This window comes from Sphingorhabdus sp. 109, assembly GCF_902506555.1.
In the GTDB taxonomy this organism is placed as follows: Bacteria; Pseudomonadota; Alphaproteobacteria; order Sphingomonadales; family Sphingomonadaceae; genus Parasphingorhabdus.
The window spans coordinates 625,585-643,537 of the sequence record NZ_LR732707.1 but is presented as its reverse complement, the minus strand read 5'-3'; the positions used below and the strand labels follow the sequence as shown (position 1 = coordinate 643,537).

17 protein-coding genes are annotated in these 17,953 nt (G+C 58.8%); 11 read left to right on the top strand and 6 right to left on the bottom strand.

What is annotated here, in order from left to right; translation table 11 throughout:
• Positions 1 to 199 precede the first annotated feature (199 nt).
• Entirely contained in the window at positions 200 to 946 is a 747-nt protein-coding gene (gene tpiA, locus BOSE62_RS03165; RefSeq protein WP_159642001.1) for a triose-phosphate isomerase, read from the bottom strand.
• A 153-nt stretch (positions 947 to 1,099) separates the two neighbouring features.
• On the opposite strand from tpiA, the gene BOSE62_RS03160 reads away from it, so the two are divergent.
• Positions 1,100 to 3,043, top strand: a complete 1,944-nt coding sequence (locus BOSE62_RS03160; protein WP_159641999.1) for a peptidylprolyl isomerase — start codon at positions 1,100 to 1,102, stop codon at positions 3,041 to 3,043.
• Between the two features lie 6 nt (positions 3,044 to 3,049).
• A complete protein-coding gene (gene trpE, locus BOSE62_RS03155) occupies positions 3,050 to 4,591 on the top strand; it encodes an anthranilate synthase component I (RefSeq protein ID WP_159641997.1) in 1,542 nt (513 codons plus the stop codon).
• Between the two features lie 88 nt (positions 4,592 to 4,679).
• Here trpE and BOSE62_RS03150 read toward each other — a convergent pair whose 3' ends face one another.
• On the bottom strand, positions 4,680 to 5,573 hold the full coding sequence (locus BOSE62_RS03150) for an AraC family transcriptional regulator (protein ID WP_159641995.1): 894 nt from the start codon (positions 5,571 to 5,573) through the stop codon (positions 4,680 to 4,682).
• A 172-nt stretch (positions 5,574 to 5,745) separates the two neighbouring features.
• Here BOSE62_RS03150 and BOSE62_RS03145 point away from each other — a divergent pair, with 172 nt between their 5' ends.
• Positions 5,746 to 6,693: an SDR family oxidoreductase gene (locus BOSE62_RS03145; protein WP_159641993.1), complete on the top strand. Its 948-nt coding sequence runs from the start codon at positions 5,746 to 5,748 to the stop codon at positions 6,691 to 6,693.
• 50 nt (positions 6,694 to 6,743) lie between these two features.
• Here BOSE62_RS03145 and BOSE62_RS03140 read toward each other — a convergent pair whose 3' ends face one another.
• Complete coding sequence (locus BOSE62_RS03140) at positions 6,744 to 7,046, bottom strand: polyhydroxyalkanoic acid system family protein (protein WP_159641991.1); 303 nt, start codon at positions 7,044 to 7,046, stop codon at positions 6,744 to 6,746.
• A 199-nt stretch (positions 7,047 to 7,245) separates the two neighbouring features.
• Here BOSE62_RS03140 and BOSE62_RS03135 point away from each other — a divergent pair, with 199 nt between their 5' ends.
• From BOSE62_RS03135 to BOSE62_RS03110, 6 genes are all read left to right on the top strand, one after another.
• Complete coding sequence (locus BOSE62_RS03135) at positions 7,246 to 7,830, top strand: anthranilate synthase component II (protein ID WP_159641988.1); 585 nt, start codon at positions 7,246 to 7,248, stop codon at positions 7,828 to 7,830.
• Positions 7,827 to 8,813 (top strand): anthranilate phosphoribosyltransferase, encoded by a 987-nt coding sequence (trpD, locus tag BOSE62_RS03130; RefSeq protein ID WP_159641985.1) that lies wholly within the window; start codon positions 7,827 to 7,829, stop codon positions 8,811 to 8,813. Before BOSE62_RS03135 ends, trpD begins: the two co-directional genes overlap by 4 nt.
• Entirely contained in the window at positions 8,810 to 9,601 is a 792-nt protein-coding gene (gene trpC / locus BOSE62_RS03125; RefSeq protein ID WP_159641982.1) for an indole-3-glycerol phosphate synthase TrpC, read from the top strand. The genes trpD and trpC overlap by 4 nt, the downstream gene beginning before the upstream one ends.
• A complete protein-coding gene (moaC, locus tag BOSE62_RS03120; protein ID WP_159641979.1) occupies positions 9,598 to 10,068 on the top strand; it encodes a cyclic pyranopterin monophosphate synthase MoaC in 471 nt (156 codons plus the stop codon). The genes trpC and moaC overlap by 4 nt, the downstream gene beginning before the upstream one ends.
• The gene (locus BOSE62_RS03115; protein ID WP_159641976.1) at positions 10,065 to 11,249 is read left to right on the top strand and encodes a molybdopterin molybdotransferase MoeA; all 1,185 of its coding nucleotides are present in this window, start codon (positions 10,065 to 10,067) and stop codon (positions 11,247 to 11,249) included. Before moaC ends, BOSE62_RS03115 begins: the two co-directional genes overlap by 4 nt.
• A 145-nt stretch (positions 11,250 to 11,394) precedes the next feature.
• On the top strand, positions 11,395 to 11,889 hold the full coding sequence (locus tag BOSE62_RS03110; RefSeq protein ID WP_159641973.1) for a hypothetical protein: 495 nt from the start codon (positions 11,395 to 11,397) through the stop codon (positions 11,887 to 11,889).
• Positions 11,890 to 12,149: 260 nt separating this feature from the next.
• Here the strand turns inward: BOSE62_RS03110 and BOSE62_RS03105 are convergent, their stop codons facing one another.
• A complete protein-coding gene (locus BOSE62_RS03105; RefSeq protein WP_159641970.1) occupies positions 12,150 to 12,557 on the bottom strand; it encodes a hypothetical protein in 408 nt (135 codons plus the stop codon).
• 366 nt (positions 12,558 to 12,923) lie between these two features.
• Between BOSE62_RS03105 and BOSE62_RS03100 the strand changes: the two genes are divergently transcribed.
• Entirely contained in the window at positions 12,924 to 13,538 is a 615-nt protein-coding gene (locus BOSE62_RS03100) for a hypothetical protein (protein ID WP_159641967.1), read from the top strand.
• A gap of 468 nt (positions 13,539 to 14,006) precedes the next feature.
• Here the strand turns inward: BOSE62_RS03100 and BOSE62_RS03095 are convergent, their stop codons facing one another.
• Complete coding sequence (locus BOSE62_RS03095) at positions 14,007 to 14,897, bottom strand: IS1595 family transposase (RefSeq protein ID WP_159641964.1); 891 nt, start codon at positions 14,895 to 14,897, stop codon at positions 14,007 to 14,009.
• A 116-nt stretch (positions 14,898 to 15,013) separates the two neighbouring features.
• Between BOSE62_RS03095 and lexA the strand changes: the two genes are divergently transcribed.
• Positions 15,014 to 15,706 (top strand): transcriptional repressor LexA, encoded by a 693-nt coding sequence (gene lexA, locus BOSE62_RS03090; protein ID WP_159641961.1) that lies wholly within the window; start codon positions 15,014 to 15,016, stop codon positions 15,704 to 15,706.
• Here lexA and BOSE62_RS03085 read toward each other — a convergent pair.
• Entirely contained in the window at positions 15,700 to 17,913 is a 2,214-nt protein-coding gene (locus BOSE62_RS03085; RefSeq protein ID WP_159641958.1) for a ComEC/Rec2 family competence protein, read from the bottom strand. The two genes, lexA and BOSE62_RS03085, sit on opposite strands and share 7 nt — an antisense overlap.
• Positions 17,914 to 17,953 lie beyond the last annotated feature (40 nt).

Here is a 17,953-nt window from a genome sequence, read left to right as displayed (position 1 = left end):
CCCCGCCGGAGTTCAAGCAATGATCCACTCCCCTTGTCGTCGCCAGAGTCTTGCAAAATACCGGCAAAAGAAGCGGGGACTTGCACGCTGCGGGAAAGCGTAGGCGAAAGAAAAAACTACCGATCCGGCACACTGGCCGGCACATTGGACAGCCCGTCCCCTCGCGGCCGCAACATTTGCCTTGCGTCCGGCGTGCCTGTCAGCTCGACGCCGCCGCTTCGATAATCGGCCCGAATTTGGCTGCCGTCAGGCTCGCACCGCCAACCAGCCCGCCATCGACATTGGGAATCGCCAGCAATTCTGCCGCATTGCCGCCGTTCATCGAACCGCCGTAGAGAATGCGCACATCGTCACTGCCCTGCCCCATCAATTCTCCAAGCTTCACCCGGATTGCGGCGTGCATTTCCTCGACATCGCTGGCGGCGGGGACGCGGCCGGTGCCGATTGCCCATACCGGTTCATAGGCGATGGTCAGCCAGTCGGCGCTGGCCCCAGAGGGAAAGGATCGGGCGAGCTGGATGGTGACGATTTCAATCGCTTGACCGGCATCGCGTTCCTCTTCGGTCTCGCCGACGCAGATAATCGCCCCCATGTCGGTCGCATGGACCGCTTCGGCTTTGGCTTTCACCTCGGCGTCGCCTTCCTGCTGGTCGGCGCGGCGCTCGCTGTGGCCGAGAATCGAATAGGTTGCGCCCGCTTCCTTGAGCATTGCAGCGGATAGACATCCGGTATGCGCGCCGCTTTCGGCAAAATGGCAATCCTGCGCACCGATGGCAAAGCCGGGATTGGCCTCGGCCGCTGCGGCGATCAGTGTGGCAGGAGGACAGATTCCGACATCGGCGCCTTCATTATTGGCGGCAATCGCGGCAATCGCGGCGATATCCGACAGCTGCGCGCGCAGCCCGTTCATTTTCCAGTTGCCGACAATATATTTGCGGTTTGCCATAATACCCTTAGCCTTTTCCGTTTTTCCAATCTGCGCCCGCTAACAAATATCCTCCCGCTTGCCAATTTCCTTCCGCAGTCTTTTGCTTGAACCGCAAAGCCAAGCCGCCTAAAGCAGGCCCAAATCCACCTCGCGCAATGGAACATTTCCTTCATGATCAGTTTTTTCCGCCGTATTTTTTCTTCGAAACTGGGCCTTTTTCTGACCTTCTGTTTCGTCGGTTTGATCGCCATTGCCTTTGCCACGGCCGACGTGTCGAGCAGCGGCACATTCGGCGGAGTGACCGGATCGGGTACGGCCGCCAAGATTGGCGACAGCGCGTTAACCAGCGCGGAACTCGGCCAGTCGGTCAACAATGCCTTCCGCGGCGAACAGCGCGAGAATACCGGTCTGGACCTCAAGACCTTCATCAATGGTGGCGGTTTTGACGATGTTCTCGAACGGCTGATCAACAGCTTCGCCATTGCCGATTTTGGCTCCAAATATGGCATGGCCGCAGGCAAGCGTCTGGTCGATGGAGAGATCGCCGGCATCCCCACTTTCCAGGGTGCCGACGGCCAGTTCAGCGAGGAAAATTTCCGCCGCGCCCTGCAGCAGCAGGGCATTAACGAAACCCAGTTGCGTGACGATTTTACCCGCAACCTGATGGCCGACCAGCTGTTGACCACAGCCGGTTTCGGCGCGGCGGTACCGCAAAAGCTTGTCACGCCTTATGCCTCATTGCTGCTGGAATCGCGTGAAGGGCAGATCGCAACCGTCCCTTCGGTTGCCTTCATCGAAAACAGCAAACCGGCGAAGGCCGCCGTCGAAGCCTTTTATGCCAAGAACGCGTCCCGTTACACCATCCCCGAACGGCGGACGATCCGCTATGCACTGTTTGAAAAATCGCGGTTCAATGACAAGATCAAGCCGAGCGAAAAGGAAATCGCCGGCTATTACAAGCTGAACAACGCCCGCTATTCGGCCAGCGAGACCCGCACTCTGGATCAGGTCATCCTGCCAACCGAGGCCGCTGCCAAGGCACTTGCCGACAAGATCAAGGCTGGCACCACGATCGAGCAGGCCGCCCAGTCGGTTGGCCTTTCTGCGTCGTCTGTGGGACCGGTCAACAAGGCCGACTTTGCCGAAAGCGCGTCGCAAGCCGTAGCCAATGCCGCCTTTTCGGCCAGCTCAGGTGCGATTGCCGGGCCGGCGCAAAGCGCGCTCGGCTGGCACATCGTCAAGGTTCGGAATATCAAGCAAATCCCGGCTCGCTCGCTGGATCAGGTCCGCGCTGAAATCGTCACCGAACTGACGCGCGAGAAGATCGAAGAAGCGATCGCGGAATTGACCGTCCGTCTGGAAGACGAATTTGCCGACGGTGCAACGCTGGGCGATATTGCCAAGGCGGAAGAACTCAAGATCGAATCCACGCCGCCGCTCCTCGCCAATGGTCAAAATCCCAATGACCAGAATTACAAGCCAATCCCCGAGATGCAGCGGATTTTGCCGGTGGCCTTCGCCGTCGATGAAGACAGCGATCCGCAGATTGTCGAAATCGTTCCCGGCGAGAAATATGCTGCCATCGATGTTTCGGAAATCACTGAATCCGCCCCGCCACCGCTGGCACAGATCGAGCAACTCGTAACCCGCGACTATATGCTGGATCAGGGTGCGAAAAAGGCAAAGGCGGTTGCGGACAAGATCGCCAAGGCGGTCAGCAGCGGCACATCCCTGTCGAAAGCGGTTGCGGATGCCGGAGTAAAATTGCCCAATGTCCAGAAGATCAGCGCCACCCGGGCCGAACTTGCCCGGCAGAGCCAGCAGGGACAGGTCCCCGCGCCGCTCAGCCTGATGTTCAGCATGGCGCAGGGCACTGCGAAATCGCTGGCAGCACCGCGCGACCAGGGATGGTATGTGGTCGTGCTCGACAAGCTTAATCGCGGTGATGCCTCGAAACGGGAAGATTTGCTGACTGCGACGAGGGCCCAGTTCAAACAGGTGTTCGGTAACGAATATACCGCGCAATTTATCAACGCGATGAAGGCGGATGTCGGCGTCGAGCGCAACGAGGATACGCTGACCGCGCTGAAACAGCAGCTGCTCGGCGGAAACTGACCCTGGATGACGGGCAGTTTCGGAACGGACGCGGCGCGCGCGGCGCTGGATAACGGCAAGCCGGCGCTGATCTGGCGGCGACAGGTGGCAGACACCGAGACGCCGGTGTCCGCCGCCCTGAAGCTGATGGAAGAAGGCCGCGGCGATTATCTGCTGGAATCGGTGGAAGGCGGCGAGACCCGAGGGCGTCATAGCATGATTGGCCTCGCCCCCGATCTGGTGTTTCGTGCCGATGGCGAGCAAGCCGCTATCAATCCGATATGGCTGCAGGACCGCGAAGCTTTTGCTCCGGAAAGCGGCGACAGTCTCTCCGCCCTGCGCACTCTGGTAAAGGCCTGCCGGATGGACGTGCCGGAAGAATTGCCGCGTGCCCTCGCCTGTCTGGTCGGCTATTTCGGCTATGAAACCATCGGTCTGGTCGAGAAGCTCCCCCGCGCGCCGCAGTCCGAGCTATACCTCCCCGACATGCTGTTCGTCCGGCCGACCGTGATCCTGATTTTCGACCGGCTGGCCGACGAGCTGTTTCTGGTGGCACCGGTGTGGCCGGAGACCGACGGGAATGGCGATGCAAAAATCATCGCGGCGGAAAACCGGCTGGATGAAGCTCAGCGGGGCCTCTCCAGACCCGTTCCTCCCGAACTTGCCGAAGGACGCTTGTCTGGCACTCCGAAGGCGGGGCTCAATCCCGGCGAACCGGAATTCATCCCCCAGGTCCCGGCCGAAAAATATGGCGAGATGGTGTTACGCGCCAAAGATTATATCGAGGCCGGTGATATCTTTCAGGTGGTGCTGGCGCAGCGGTTCACCACGCCATTCACGCTGCCACCCATTGAACTCTATCGCGCATTACGCCGAATCAACCCCTCGCCCTTCCTGTTCTTTCTCGACCTGCCCGGCTTTGCCCTCACCGGTTCCAGCCCGGAAATCCTGGTCCGCGCGCGCGATGGCGAAGTAACCATTCGCCCGATTGCCGGCACCCGTCCGCGCGGTGCCAATGCTGCCGAAGACAAGGCAAACCGGGAAAGCCTGCTGGCCGATCCGAAGGAAAGAGCCGAACACCTGATGCTGCTCGATCTCGGTCGCAACGATGTCGGCCGGGTAGCGAGCGCGCACAGCGTCGAGGTCACCGACAGCTATACGGTCGAATTTTACAGCCATGTCATGCATATCGTCTCCAACGTCGTTGGCGAACTGGCCCCGGACAAGGATGCGCTCGACGCCCTGTTCGCCGGCTTCCCCGCCGGCACGGTCAGCGGCGCACCGAAAGTCCGCGCCTGCCAGATCATCGCCGAACTCGAACCCGAAACCCGCGGCGCCTATGCCGGCGGCGTCGGCTATTTCTCGCCCGATGGCAGCATGGACAGCTGTATCGTCCTGCGCACCGGGATTGTGAAAGACGGCACGCTGCACGTGCAGGCGGGCGCCGGGATCGTCGCGGACAGCGATCCGGACTATGAACTGGCCGAATGCCGGGCCAAGGCCGGCGCATTGCTGGCTGCCGCAAAAGAGGCGGTGAGACGAGCGCAGGATGTCGGTTTCGGGCAATGATCAACCAGACCGTCGGTAACTGAAGCGGTATCCTGGCCAGCCGGTCCCTCCGGTCATCCGGTTTCCGTCCGGAAAGGCGGGGAAATCGTCAAATTGCTTTTGCGAGAGCAATTTCCCCTTCACTCCATTGCCGCGGCGATTCGCCGTACAAGCGCTTGAATTCCCGGCTGAACTGAGACGAACTGACATACCCAACCTCCATTGCTGCCTGGCTGACCGGCATGCCGGCCGCAATTTTCAACGCAGCATTGTTGAGGCGCATCGATTTCACGAACTGGACGGGAGACATGGTCGTCGCGGACTTGAACTTGCGATGGAATACCGCGCGACTCATGCCGGCACGGGTTGCCAGATCCTCGACGGATATTGGTTCGCTGAGCTGGGAAGAGACATGCGCGATCGAACGCGCGATGGCGTTGCCGACGCCGAACGCTTGCCTTGCAGAATATCCGGCTTCGCCTTTCAGCACAGCGAAATATAGCTCGCGCAAACGGGACTTTCCAAGCACGGCAATGTCCACTTCGCTATGCCCCAGCTGCAGGAGCCGCAGCAGCGAACCCATAAAGTCGTCATCCCATCTTGCCAGCCCGATCGCCGGCGCCTCCCGCCCGCCGGTTGCCGCTGGCCTGACAGGTTCTGCATTCTCCATTTCCACCGCCAGCTCGGTCATCATCCGCGGATCGAGCGAGATATAGGCGCCATAAAGCGGATTGTCCGGCGTTGCACGGGGGGTCCCTGCCTCCACCGGCATCGACATCGGACAACACAGATAGCGGCTATCGTCATAGATGAGCCGCCTGCCGTCCAGTGCGGCCTCTTTGGACCCGCTGACAATGGCTATGACACAAGGCTCATAAACTACAGGGGCGCAGGGTATCGCCTCGGTCGCGCGAAAGAGTTTCACCCCGGAAATGCCGGATTCGACCATGCCGTCGTCCCGGACACGATTTTCGATAATATCCCTGATCTGTTGCTTGCTCATGCTGTCAGCTCTAATGTCTGCATCGGGCCGCTGCAATCCAGTTGATACAAATAGGCAAGCATTTGCGACGATCTCGCCTGTTTTATCATCATTGCGAGATTTATATGCTCATTCAACCATTGTTACAACGAGCAATGCGATCCGCGGAGCGCACGCTGAAGGAGAATGAAGAATGACAGATACACAATTCGGTCCCGATGGCTGGACCCCCGCCAGGCTCGGCTCGCTCGAAGGCAGAACCTATCTGATCACCGGTGCCAATTCGGGCACGGGTTTTCAGGCCTCCCGCATTTTTCTCGCAAAAGGCGCGCAGGTGGTCATGCTGAACCGCAATGAAGAAAAATCTGCCGCCGCTATCGCGACGCTGAAACAGGAGTTCGGTGCCGATGCGCCGGTCAGCTTCATCCGGATGGACCTTTCTGATCTCGCCAGCGTGCGCGCGGCGGCCGGGCAGGTCCGTGACAGCATCTCGAAAATCGATGCACTCATCTGTAATGCGGCTATCGCGCAGGTACCGACGCGGCAACTGACCAAGGACGGATTCGAAAGCCAGCTCGGCACCAATCATTATGGCCATTTCCTGCTTTGCGGCGAGCTTTTCGAAACCATCGAAAAATCGGCAGGCCGGATCGTGGTCGTCGCCAGTCTCGGCTATAAGATGGGACTGCGAACGATCCAGTTCGAAGACATGAACTGGGGACGGAATTACAAGGCCAATCCGGCCTACAGCCAAAGCAAGCTGGCACAGATGATGTTTGCTTACGAATTGCAGGACCGGATCGCTGCGGCGGACCGTAATGTTACGGTTCATGTCTGCCATCCCGGATCGTCGGCCACTTCCCTGATCGAGACAAGCGGCGGGTTGCTCACCCGCCTCATATTCGGGCTGATGGCAAAATCTCCTCTGGTGCAATCGGCCGAAAAAGGTGCCTATCCCGAAATAATGTGCGCGACCGAGGAGCGGCTGAAGCAGCGCGCGCTTTATGGACCGACCGGGCGCATGGAATGGGTCGGTCCGGTCGGCGAGGGCACGCTCGAATCCTTCGCCCACGACAAGTCGGTCATGAAAAAGCTGTGGGATCGGTCAGAGCGGGAAACCGGCTATCATTGGAATATCTGACATCGTCCGGTGTAAAATGGCACCGTCGTTCCGGTTCTTGACTTCTCCTGTCACTCCAGCATCTTCGGCGCTTCCTTTATCAGCTTCGCCTTGATCTTGTTGGCGAACATCGCCAGCATCGGTGGCAGGTCGAGCACGGCATAGACCTCGTCATCGCGGACATGCATGTCGCTTTTGATGCGCTGACCGATGGCTTCCAGGGTGAAGTGGAGATGATCGCCTTCCCAGTGATGGTCGGTCAGATTGGCGCCGGGGATGATGTCGCCCAGCGTGTGGATGCCGCTGCCGATACGGCTTTTGGCTTCTTCGAGCCCCAGTTTGTGCGGGATATTGACGGTGACGGGCTCGGCCATGCTGATTCTCCAATCGGATATCTGGTTTTTACCGTTGATCCTGAGCCTGTCGAAGGGCATCGGTCGATGCGCCACGCTCTTGGTCCGGCTCAGTACCCACGGTCTGTTGTTGGCAAATTCCCTATCACCGCTCGCGCCCACGTCAAACCATTCGCGGAAACACTTGGCCTGCCGATAATTTCCGATTAGGCAGCATCGCATGATCCTCGTTATCGACAATTATGACAGCTTCACCTTCAACCTGGTCCATTATCTGATGGAACTGGGCGCCGAGGTTCGCGTGGAGCGCAATGATGCGCTGACCGCCAGCGAAGCTCTGGCCACCGGCGCGCAGGCCTTCCTGATTTCTCCGGGTCCCTGCACCCCCAATGAAGCGGGCATATCGCTCGATCTGGTGGCGGCCTGTGCCGATGCGGAGAAGCCATTGCTTGGCGTGTGTCTAGGCCATCAGAGCATCGGCCAGCATTTCGGCGGCAAGGTGGTGCGCGGCGGTCTGATGCACGGCAAGACATCGCCGGTCACCCACGACAGCAGCGGCGTCTTTGCCGGCCTGCCCTCACCCTATACCGCGACCCGCTATCACTCGCTGATCGTCGAGGATATTCCCGCCTGCCTGCCGGTCAATGCGACCGCCGACGACGGTTCGGTCATGGGCTTCCGTCACGAAAGCCTGCCGATCCACGGCGTGCAATTTCACCCCGAGAGCATCGCCACGGAACATGGCCATGCCTTGCTGGCCAATTTCATGGCGATTGCGGGGATTGAAGCGAAGGAAGCAGCATGACCTTGCCTGATACGGCGAGCGCCCTGTCGGAAGCATCGGCCCGCGCAGCCTTTTCCGCAATCCTGGACGGCTCCTGCTCGGCAGAGGAGATCACGAAATTTCTGGTCGCGCTGGCCGACCGGGGTGAGACAGCGACGGAAATCGCAGCAGCCGCCACCGAAATGCGCGCGCGGATGATCGGCGTCGACGCGCCGGCCAATGCGATTGATGTCTGCGGCACCGGCGGCGATGGCAGCCACAGCCTGAATGTTTCCACCGCCACCGCTCTGGTGGTCGCCGCCTGCGAAATCCCGATGGCCAAACACGGCAACCGCGCTGCCTCGAGCAAATCGGGGGCTGCGGATACGCTGGAGGCGCTCGGGCTGGATCTGGCCAAAGCGGCGAGCAAGGCCGAGCAGAGCCTGCACGATATCGGCATCGCCTTTTTCTTTGCACCCAATCACCATCCGGCGCTCGGGCCGCTGGGACCGATCCGCAAGGCCATCGGTCGCCGGACGATCTTCAATCTGCTCGGCCCCTTGTGCAATCCCGCGAAGGTCAAGCGCCAGCTGATCGGCGTAGCCTCTCCCGATCTGGTCGAGACTTATGCCGAAGCGGCGCTGCAACTGGGCTATGACAAGGCGATGATCGTCTCCGGCGAAGAAGGGCTCGACGAGCTCAGCATCTCCGGCCCCAGCCGCGTTGCCATGATCAGCGACGGCAGCGTCACGATCAGCCGGATCGCCCCGGAAGATGCAGGCCTGACCCGCCATCCGGCGGAAGCGATAAAGGGCGGTGATGCGCAATATAACGCCGCTGCGCTCAAGGCGCTATTGCAGGGCGAGAAATCGGCCTATCGCGATGCCGTGCTGCTCAACAGCGCCGCCGCGCTGATGGTCGCGGGCGAAGTCGATAGCTGGGAGGAAGGCGTCGAGGAAGCCGCCGAGGTGCTCGACAAGGGTCTTGCCAACGCCATGCTCAACTGCTGGATCGCCAATCAATGAACAAGCTTGAAGAAATCTGCGCAACGACGCGGGAATATGTCCGGCAACGCAAAGCGGATGTCCCGGCGTCGAAGCTGAGCGAGGACATCGCTCTTCAAAGCGCGCCGCGAGGCTTTGCCACAGCGATCCGCGCAAAATCGGCCACCGGTTTCGCCCTAATCGCGGAAATCAAGAAAGCCAGCCCCTCCAAGGGCCTGATCCGCGAGGATTTCGATCCCCCGGCTCATGCCCGCGCCTATCAGGCCGGCGGTGCGGCCTGCCTGTCGGTATTGACGGACCAGCCCTATTTTCAGGGCGCGGACGAATATCTGGTCGCGGCGCGCGCTGCGGTCGACTTGCCCTGCCTGCGCAAAGATTTCATGGTCGATCCCTGGCAGATCGCCGAATCGCGGGCGCTGGGGGCCGACGCGATCCTGATCATCATGGCGGTGCTAGACGACGCTCTGGCGGCGGAAATCGAGGCGGAAGCGCTGGCGCTCGGCATGGACGCGCTGATCGAGGTGCATGACGAAGCGGAGCTGGAACGGGCGCTGAAGCTGCAATCGCCCCTGCTCGGCATCAACAACCGCAATTTGAAGACCTTCGAAACCAGCCTCGACCAGACCGAACGGCTGGCGAAACTGTTGCCCGACGACCGGATCATGGTGTCGGAAAGCGGTATCTTCACCCACGAAGATTGCCAGCGATTGTCAAAATCCGGCGCCCGCGCCTTTTTGGTAGGTGAATCGCTGATGCGACAGGATAATGTCGAGGCCGCGACCCGCGAGCTTCTGACAGGAACCCAATGAGCAAATTGACCCATATCGACGGCGACGGCGCGGCCCATATGGTCGATGTGGGCGGCAAGGCCGACACGGTCCGCGAGGCCCATGCCGAGGGCCGGATCACGATGAAGATGGAAGTATTGGAAGCTATAAAAGCGAACGCCATGAAGAAAGGCGATGTGCTGGCGACGGCCCGCATTGCCGGGATCATGGCGGCGAAAAAGACCAGCGATCTTATCCCGCTGTGCCACCCGCTGGCGCTGACCAAGGTGGCGGTTGATTTCACCTTTCTGGAGGACGGCATCAAGGTCTCGTCCATGGCCCGACTGACCGGAAAGACCGGGGTGGAAATGGAAGCTTTGACAGCCTGTTCTGTCGCACTCCTCACAATCTATGACATGTCCAAGGCGATACAGAAGGACATGGAGATCAGCGATATCCGCCTGCTCTCGAAAAGCGGCGGCAAATCGGGAGACTGGACAGCGGAATGAGCAGCTTGCTGCCTCTCGACGAAGCCCAGCAGCGACTGATCGCACTGGCGTCCCGCCTGCCCGCCGAAACGCTTTCCGTTCATGAGGCGCTCGGCCGCTATATTGCCGACGACCTGATCGCCAGGCGCGAACAACCGGCCGCCGATATGTCGGCGATGGACGGCTATGCGATCCGCTTTGCAGACCGCCACGGCCCATGGACATTGGTCGGCGAATGCGCCGCCGGCAACCCGCCCTGCCGCGCGCTGCAACCGGGAGAAACCGCCCGTATTTTTACCGGTGCCTTGCTGCCCGAAGGCGCCGATACCGTGGTCATGCAAGAAAATGTCGAAGCCGATGGTGCCACCATCCGCCTGACCGCAGAACCCTCACCCGAAAAAGGCCGCCATGTCCGGCATCAGGGTGGCGATTTCAAGGAGGGCAGCGTCGGTTTGCCCGCAGGCAGCCTGCTCAATGCGGCGGCGCTCGGCGAAGCGGTAATCGCCGGCTATGGCGAGCTATCGGTCGGCACACAGCCCCGCGTGGCGGTGGTCTCTACCGGCGACGAACTGGTCGCGCCGGGCAGCGACACCCTGCCCCACCAGATACCCGCCAGCAATGACGTCATGCTGTCCGCCATGCTCTCCGGCCTGACCGCCGAAACCCGCAGCCTGAGCCGCATTCCAGACGATATGAAAATCCTCTGCAAAGCGCTGGAAAGCGCAAAAGACTTCGATATCATCGTCACCATCGGCGGCGCATCGGTCGGCGACCATGATCTGGTCGGCCCCGCATTCGAGCGGCTCGGCGCGGAAATCGACTTCTACAAGATCGCGATGAAACCGGGCAAGCCGGTGATGGCCGGAACGCTCGGCAAGACGGTGATCCTGGCGCTCCCCGGCAACCCGGCCTCGGCGTTCGTCGCGGCGACCCTGTTCCTGCTACCGCTAATCCGCTTCATGGCCGGAGCCGCGCATCACCTGCCAGAATATCAAAGCGCCCCGACCACCGAAGCCCTCCCCGCCAACGGCCCCCGCGCGCAGTTCCTGCGGGCGAAGGTTGATCAGGACGGGATTACGCCTTTTGGCAGCCAGGACAGCGCCAAGCTTTCGGTTCTGGCCGCGTCCAATGCTTTGCTCTTCCGGCCTGCTCATGCGGAAGCGACTGATGTGGGTGAGATGGTGCCTTATATTGAGGTTTAGTGACCAACAGCCGCGAGAGGATATTTCGTTAGCGGCAAATGAAGCCTCCTGATCTGTGGCAGTCCGCTATCAGCATCCTGCTGGAGCACGCTGAAAGGCTAATATTGGAGTGGGAAGCGGACTGGCTCCTTCAAGGCGGCATTTTGTGAAAACGGACCTTGAACGCCACCAACCCATATGCCATTCTGAAGTCATGGATACATCGCCCGCCATTCACGCAGCTCGCCAATTTCTGTCTATTGCGTGGGATGGTCCCGTTCCAACAGACGCTGAGCTAACGGCGGCTCTCGATCGCCTCATCACGGCTTACCATATAACTCCCAATGGTGGGCCCTCAGAGGGTGATTTTGAGGCACCCCGCGATAGCGGTCCTGCTTTGTTTCAAAGAGTTGCCGCCCGATTTCCAGATTACGGTCTTTATCCGTGTGCGGACCCAACTGATGGACCAAATGCGGAATTGGGTGGGGGTGACGCAATCGATGATCTTGGCGACATTACGCTCGATATGAACGAAGTCGTCTGGCTGGCAAATAACGTTAGTTTGGACGATGCTCATTGGTCATTTCGGCTTCTCTTTTTCCATTGGGGCACACACGCCCGAGATTTGTTGCGTTATTTGCACGGCCGCCAGTTCGGTTGAATGTCCGCTTCTATGAGCATTCAATTCTGAGTTCGACGGCGACAATTGGGTCGTGAGAAGACAGGCGGCTTTTGTCGAAAAACGTCGCAGAGCAGCCGGTCAGCTTTTAGGCAATGCGGCGAGGCGATCGAATGTCTGAAAATGGGTGGTAAGCGGACATTGAGTCCGACGAAGGCTGACGGCAAAAACTAGCCCGAAAGCGGACATAAGGATTGCTAACCAAAACTTTGGCGGACTAAGCGACAGCAACTGCATTGCCTTCAGAGTGCATCCTTAGCTGGGGTTGCATTATTCCAATCAACCTCCGCGCCTAAGCCACACATCCAGCCTCGTTTGCAATCAACTGCTTTGTCGATGATATCTCGCAGTTCGGTTGCTCTATCGCAATTCGGTGCGCCAACTGGATCATATACTGTCAAAGGTTCAGGAACCATGTTTCTTGTTTCTGCAAAGAAGCCAGTCAGTTGGCTTTCTTTAACCGGTACGCCGTTCCAAGTGATCGAGGAATCGGACCAAGCAACGATGTTCACCAATGCGAATGTTGGGACTCCATCTTTTGGTTGGCTCCAACCCGCCGAAAGTAATGGACACTTCTCGGCATTCTGTACGCCATTGCTGCAAGCGACCAGACTTCCAATAAAACTCAAAACAAGAATGGATCGAAACATGGTGGGTCACATAACTAGTTAAGGCGTGTCGGACAAGTCTAAGCTAGTGTCCGCTTTTGCGCCCTATTCTGCCGTTGGCCATCGTCAGGTTGAATGACTGCAATTGGGTCGTTAGCCGACTGACCGCTTTTCGACGGAAAATGCAAACAGCCGCCATCAAGGCAGCGGATCAATTCCGTCTGTGTTGCCTGTCGCTCCACCAACGGCCTAATCACTTCCCGCTTAGTGATTATCCCCCTTGCATACGTAAAGACGCGGGCGCCAATCTCGGAGTGCAATCATGATTGATTGTGATAAAGAGATGGGATGGTTAGAGAATACATCCTATTCGTTCTCAAAATGTCTTGGGCCAACGCGTGGCGAACTATGATCGCCCATAGTTGGGCAGATTTGGCTGGGAAGGGATTGTCAGCGGTTTTGATTCTGGGCGTGCTGTATTTCGCGTCAGACAGTCCTGATGGTTACAGAGCATTCGACGATGAATTGAGCATCACTAAAACAGTATTATACGCCGCCCTATTGGGATTCGGGCTTGTTTTTGCAATTAATCTACTTTTTGTGGCACCTTATCAGCTTTATCAAAATGCCTCTATTGCGCTCGACGAGAAGATGAAATTTCAAGTTGATGAGATCGCATTTGATGTCCATCAATGGGATGATGTGAACTGCCTACAGCTGTTCCAGGCGGCTAGCCTTTGGGCTGAGGTCTCACCACCAATGAGTCCCGACGCAATGCATCACAAGGCGCTGCCAATATTACAGAAACTTAAATTCGGCGTCATAAATAGCGAACTCGCTCTTTTTGATGACTTAGACAATAAAAAGAGGCAGTGGTTATTGATGGTGCCTGCGGTTTCATTTGGCATGAACTCAAAAGCTATTGAGATACCAGATACAACCGAAACAGACAGGCAATCATTGATTAAATTTGCGGAGAAAATAAATGAACGGCCGCGCTTCTTATTTGGCGATGATGTGTGAATAAACTCGCCAATTTATTTCTTTTGGCTATGTTTGCGAAATGCGCCATCCACGAACACACAAATTTCTACTATGGGCAGGCCCCACGGTCTTTGGAGGGTTTTGCACCGCATTACTCACTATCGCTGGCCTTGCGGCGGTATGGACCGAAGTCAAAATGTGGGCACAAGGGGTTTTTATAGAGGTATCTTCTCTTATGTCACCGCTCTGGTTCTTTGGTTTGTTCTTGTTCGCGATATTGGCGTATGTTGGCGCTTTGGTCTATACAGGGTCACCAAGGCCTTATCGTCCTTGGTCTGTAAAATCCCTCGATGGGCTTCTGAATGTTTTAGAGAGAGGGCAAAAAACTGACAATCAAGGTGACCATGACCACACTTAAAGAAGCCCGAGAAAAGGGCAAACTCAAAGAGTTCATCAAAGAACATGCGACCGACAATGACGGCGATAAAGCCGCCATTGAGGCCACGCTTAGGTCAATGGTTGGTAAGTCGAAACCAGTTCCGAAAACATCGTCTCGGGACGGTGGCGACGATTGAAGCGATATTCCGCTTCCTTGGCATATTTCCAAAGATGCTGCGGCGAAACGTGAATGTGAGTGCCAAAGATACCGCGCTTCAACTGTGACCAGAAACCCTCAATGCCGTTGGTGGTCGTGCCGGTAGGAGTTACCCATTGGCCAGCACTGTGATTGACCGTCTTGTGCCAATATTTGTGGCCGGTTCCGTCAAGGCCAGCATAGCTCATAAAATCGTCGGTGTGGATCTCGGTATGTGGCAGCACATTGGCAACGATATTGCCCTGTAGCGTCGATTTGCGGCGATTGGGGATGACAACCGTCATGACTTCGCCGTTACGCTGCATCATGCCCATGATCGCTGTCTTGCCGTCTTTGTTGCCCGGACCGCCGCCATGATTGACGCCGCCGATATAGGTTTCGTCCACTTCAACGATTTTCATAAAGCCGCCAAGGGGATTTTCACCGTCCACATCGGCCATATGTTCACGGATCAGGCCAGCCATGCGCCATGCCGTCTTGTATGTGACGCCTAGCTGGCGTTCCAATTCTTTGGCTGCAACGCCGTGGCGCGTGGTGGTGAACAGATAGATTGCATAGAACCAAAGCTGCAATGGCGTCCGGCTCTTTTCAAACGGAGTGCCCACAGTAGGGTGCAAGTGATGACCGCACCACTGGCAGGAATAAGCGCGCTCGGCTTTGATCCGATACCAGTTGGAAGCCTTTTCGCACTTTGGGCATTCGTAGCCCTGTCCAAAACGAACATCAAAGATATGCTGCAAGCAGGTTTCATCATCGGGAAACTGCTTAAAGAATTGAGCGATCGTGAGAGGTTTCTGTTTCATGTCCATTATGTAGCAGATTTGACTACGTATGGCAAGGGGATAATCACTTCCCGCTTGACTTCCCCCGTTTTGTTTCTTAATTGTTCTTTATTCGTTCCCAGAACAGGACACTGGACATGCTCACGCAAAAGCAACATGAACTCCTCTGTTTCATCGATGACAGGCTGAAGGATAGCGGCGTTTCGCCCTCGTTCGAGGAAATGAAGGAAGCGCTCGGGCTCAAGTCCAAGTCGGGCATTCACCGGCTGATAAGCGCGCTGGAGGAGCGGCACTTCATCCGCCGCCTGCCCAATCGGGCGCGGGCGCTCGAAGTGCTAAAACTGCCCGAGGGCGGCCTGCACGAAGCGGAACCCTCCAATGTTGTTGCGCTGCATCCGGAAACGCCGGTGCGCGAAGTGGTCTCCAATCCTGCTCCGGCAGCTAATAATGATGTGCTGGAAATTCCCTTGCACGGCCGGATCGCCGCCGGCGCGCCGATCGAGGCGATGGAAGGCCAGTCGGCGCTCAGCGTGCCGGCCGCCCTGCTTGGCCCCGGCGAACATTATGCGCTGGAAGTGTCCGGCGATTCGATGATGGAGGCCGGTATTCTCGATGGCGATTATGCGCTGATCCAGAAAACCGAAGTGGCGCGCGATGGCGAGATCGTCGTGGCTTTGATCCACGAGGAAGAGGCGACGCTGAAATATCTTCACAAACAGGGCGCACAAGTGCGGCTTGATCCCGCCAATGCCGCCTATGAACCGCAAATCTATGGTGCGGGTGAAGTGCGTATCCAGGGCAAAATGGCCGGATTGCTGCGCCGCTACTGATCGGGACGGGCGCTGGCCGCATTGCCTCTCGCGGCAACGCGATAGCGGGTCCAGATATGCCTGCCGGTCCAGCCGAGCGCCGTGGATATTTGCCGGTTTTCCAGATCAATCGTCATGCCGCCGACTTGCGATAGCAGGTTGCGGTCGGCTTTCAGCCAGCGCGGCTGACAGCCGTCCGGCAGCCGCCTTTCGCTGACCACGATATCGGCGCGGCGGCAAGCTGCCGACAGCGCAAGCGCCGGGATATAGTGACCGCTGCGCGTCGCCAATATCTGCCAGTCGCGCCCGCCTGCCGATACAGTCGCCAGGCAGCTGTCACCATTGCACGTGGCGTTGGGCCAGTCTTCCAGCGCCTGCGGCTCCCCCTCTACCCCGGCATTTTCGCGGACCATGTCTCGGATAAAGTCGCCGCTACGGTTGCGCAGCATCGCCAGCTCGCCCTGCTCGTTTCGGATGGCGACATGGCGCCCGTCGCCGGTGATATAGAGATCGGGCGCGCGGGTGGTGGCGATGACCAGCCCGCCGACCAGCATCGGGCCCAGCCCCCAGTAGCGCCAGGGCTCCCGCCACAGGCAAAGCCACAGACCGCCAAGCAGCACCAGACCGAAGGCGATCACCGGCATGGTTGGCAACATGGTCACCGCGCCGGGCCGGCTGGAAACAAAATGGGCCAGCGCGATCAGGCTGCTGAGGGCCTGTTCGCATAGCCACCAGACGGGCGCGCCGAGACCGAAGCCGTCGAGCACCAGGGCCAGCGCCTCCAGGGGCATGATCAAAAAGGTCGTCAACGGGATGGCGATGATATTGGCGAGCGCGCCATAGAGGCCGGCCTTGTGGAAATGGTAAAGCGCGATCGGCATCAGCGCGATTTCCACCACCAGTCCGGTGAGGAACAGAGCAAAGACGAACCGTCCGGCGCGCCGCATCAGGCTTTCCTCGCGCAGCATCAGCAGCGCCTTGATCCGCGGATGCTCGTGCAACGCGATGATCGCGGTCACCGCTGCAAAACTCAGCTGAAAACTGGGACCGACCAGCGATTCGGGCCAGAAAATCAGAACGAACAGCGCCCCCGCCGCGACCATCCGCAGAGTGATCGCGCTGCGCCCCATCATCAGCGCCACCAGCACCAGCAGGGCGGCCACGCAGGCCCGGATCGTCGGCACCTGCGCCCCGGTCATCAGCGTATAGGCAACCGCCGCCAGCGCCGCGCCGGCGGCCGCCACAATCGGCAGGCGGAAGCGCAGCGCCAGCGCAGGCGACAGGGCAAGCGTCTTCAATATCAGCAGATAGACCGCCCCGACCACTGCGGTGACGTGCAGCCCGCTGATCGATAGCAGATGCGCCAGCCCGCTGCGCCGCATCGCTTCGGCATCTTCTTCATCAATCGCGCCGCGATCTCCGGTGGCCAGGGTCGCTCCAATCGCACCGGCTGCACCGGCCATCTGCGACTGGACATGCGCCGAAAGCATCTGCCGGTATCGGGACAGCGCGAAAACCGGGTCCGCAGCGCGCAATATCCGTATCTCTCCCAGCGCCTGTCCGGTCGCGCCGAGACCCTGAAACCAGGCGCGCTCGGAAAAGTCATAAGCGCCTGGCAGCGCCGGCATCGCCGGTGGCATCAACCGCGCGCGCAGCTGGATCAGGGCGCCATCCTGCAAACCGGGGCTGGTGCGATCCAGTGGCACGTTCACCCGGACGCGCGGCGGCAACCCGGAATTGTCACCGGTACTCAATGTCAGCCGGACCATATCACGCGCCAACACCGGTTCGACTCGTTCGATTTCCGCATTGAACGTGGTGACGATCGGTCGCTCCAGCACTGGCGCGGCAACGCTCCAAGAACGCAGCCAGATTAGCGCGCAGCCGATTCCGGCCAACAGCGCGAACCAGAACAGGACCTTGCCGAGCCGCGTGCCGCCGCTCGTGACCGCGAACAGCACAATTCCGCCGCACAGGCTGATAAAGGCCAGCCACCGCGCGCCAGTGGCCAGATTGAACCAGCAGGCGATGCCGAAACCAAGCGCCACCGGCACCCATAGAGGCAGTTGGTCCCGCTCCTTTTCCAGCTGCCTTTCAATCAATTTGGAGAGTTGTATATCGCGCCAGAAATCAGACAATTGTCGCGGGTGAAACAGCGTGCTAAGGGCGGTGCCAGTCGAACCGGAACCGGTGCCTGTGGTGCCATTCGGGCTCAATCCATCCCGCATTTCAAAATCCTATCACAGGGATCATGCAAGCGTGAATTCA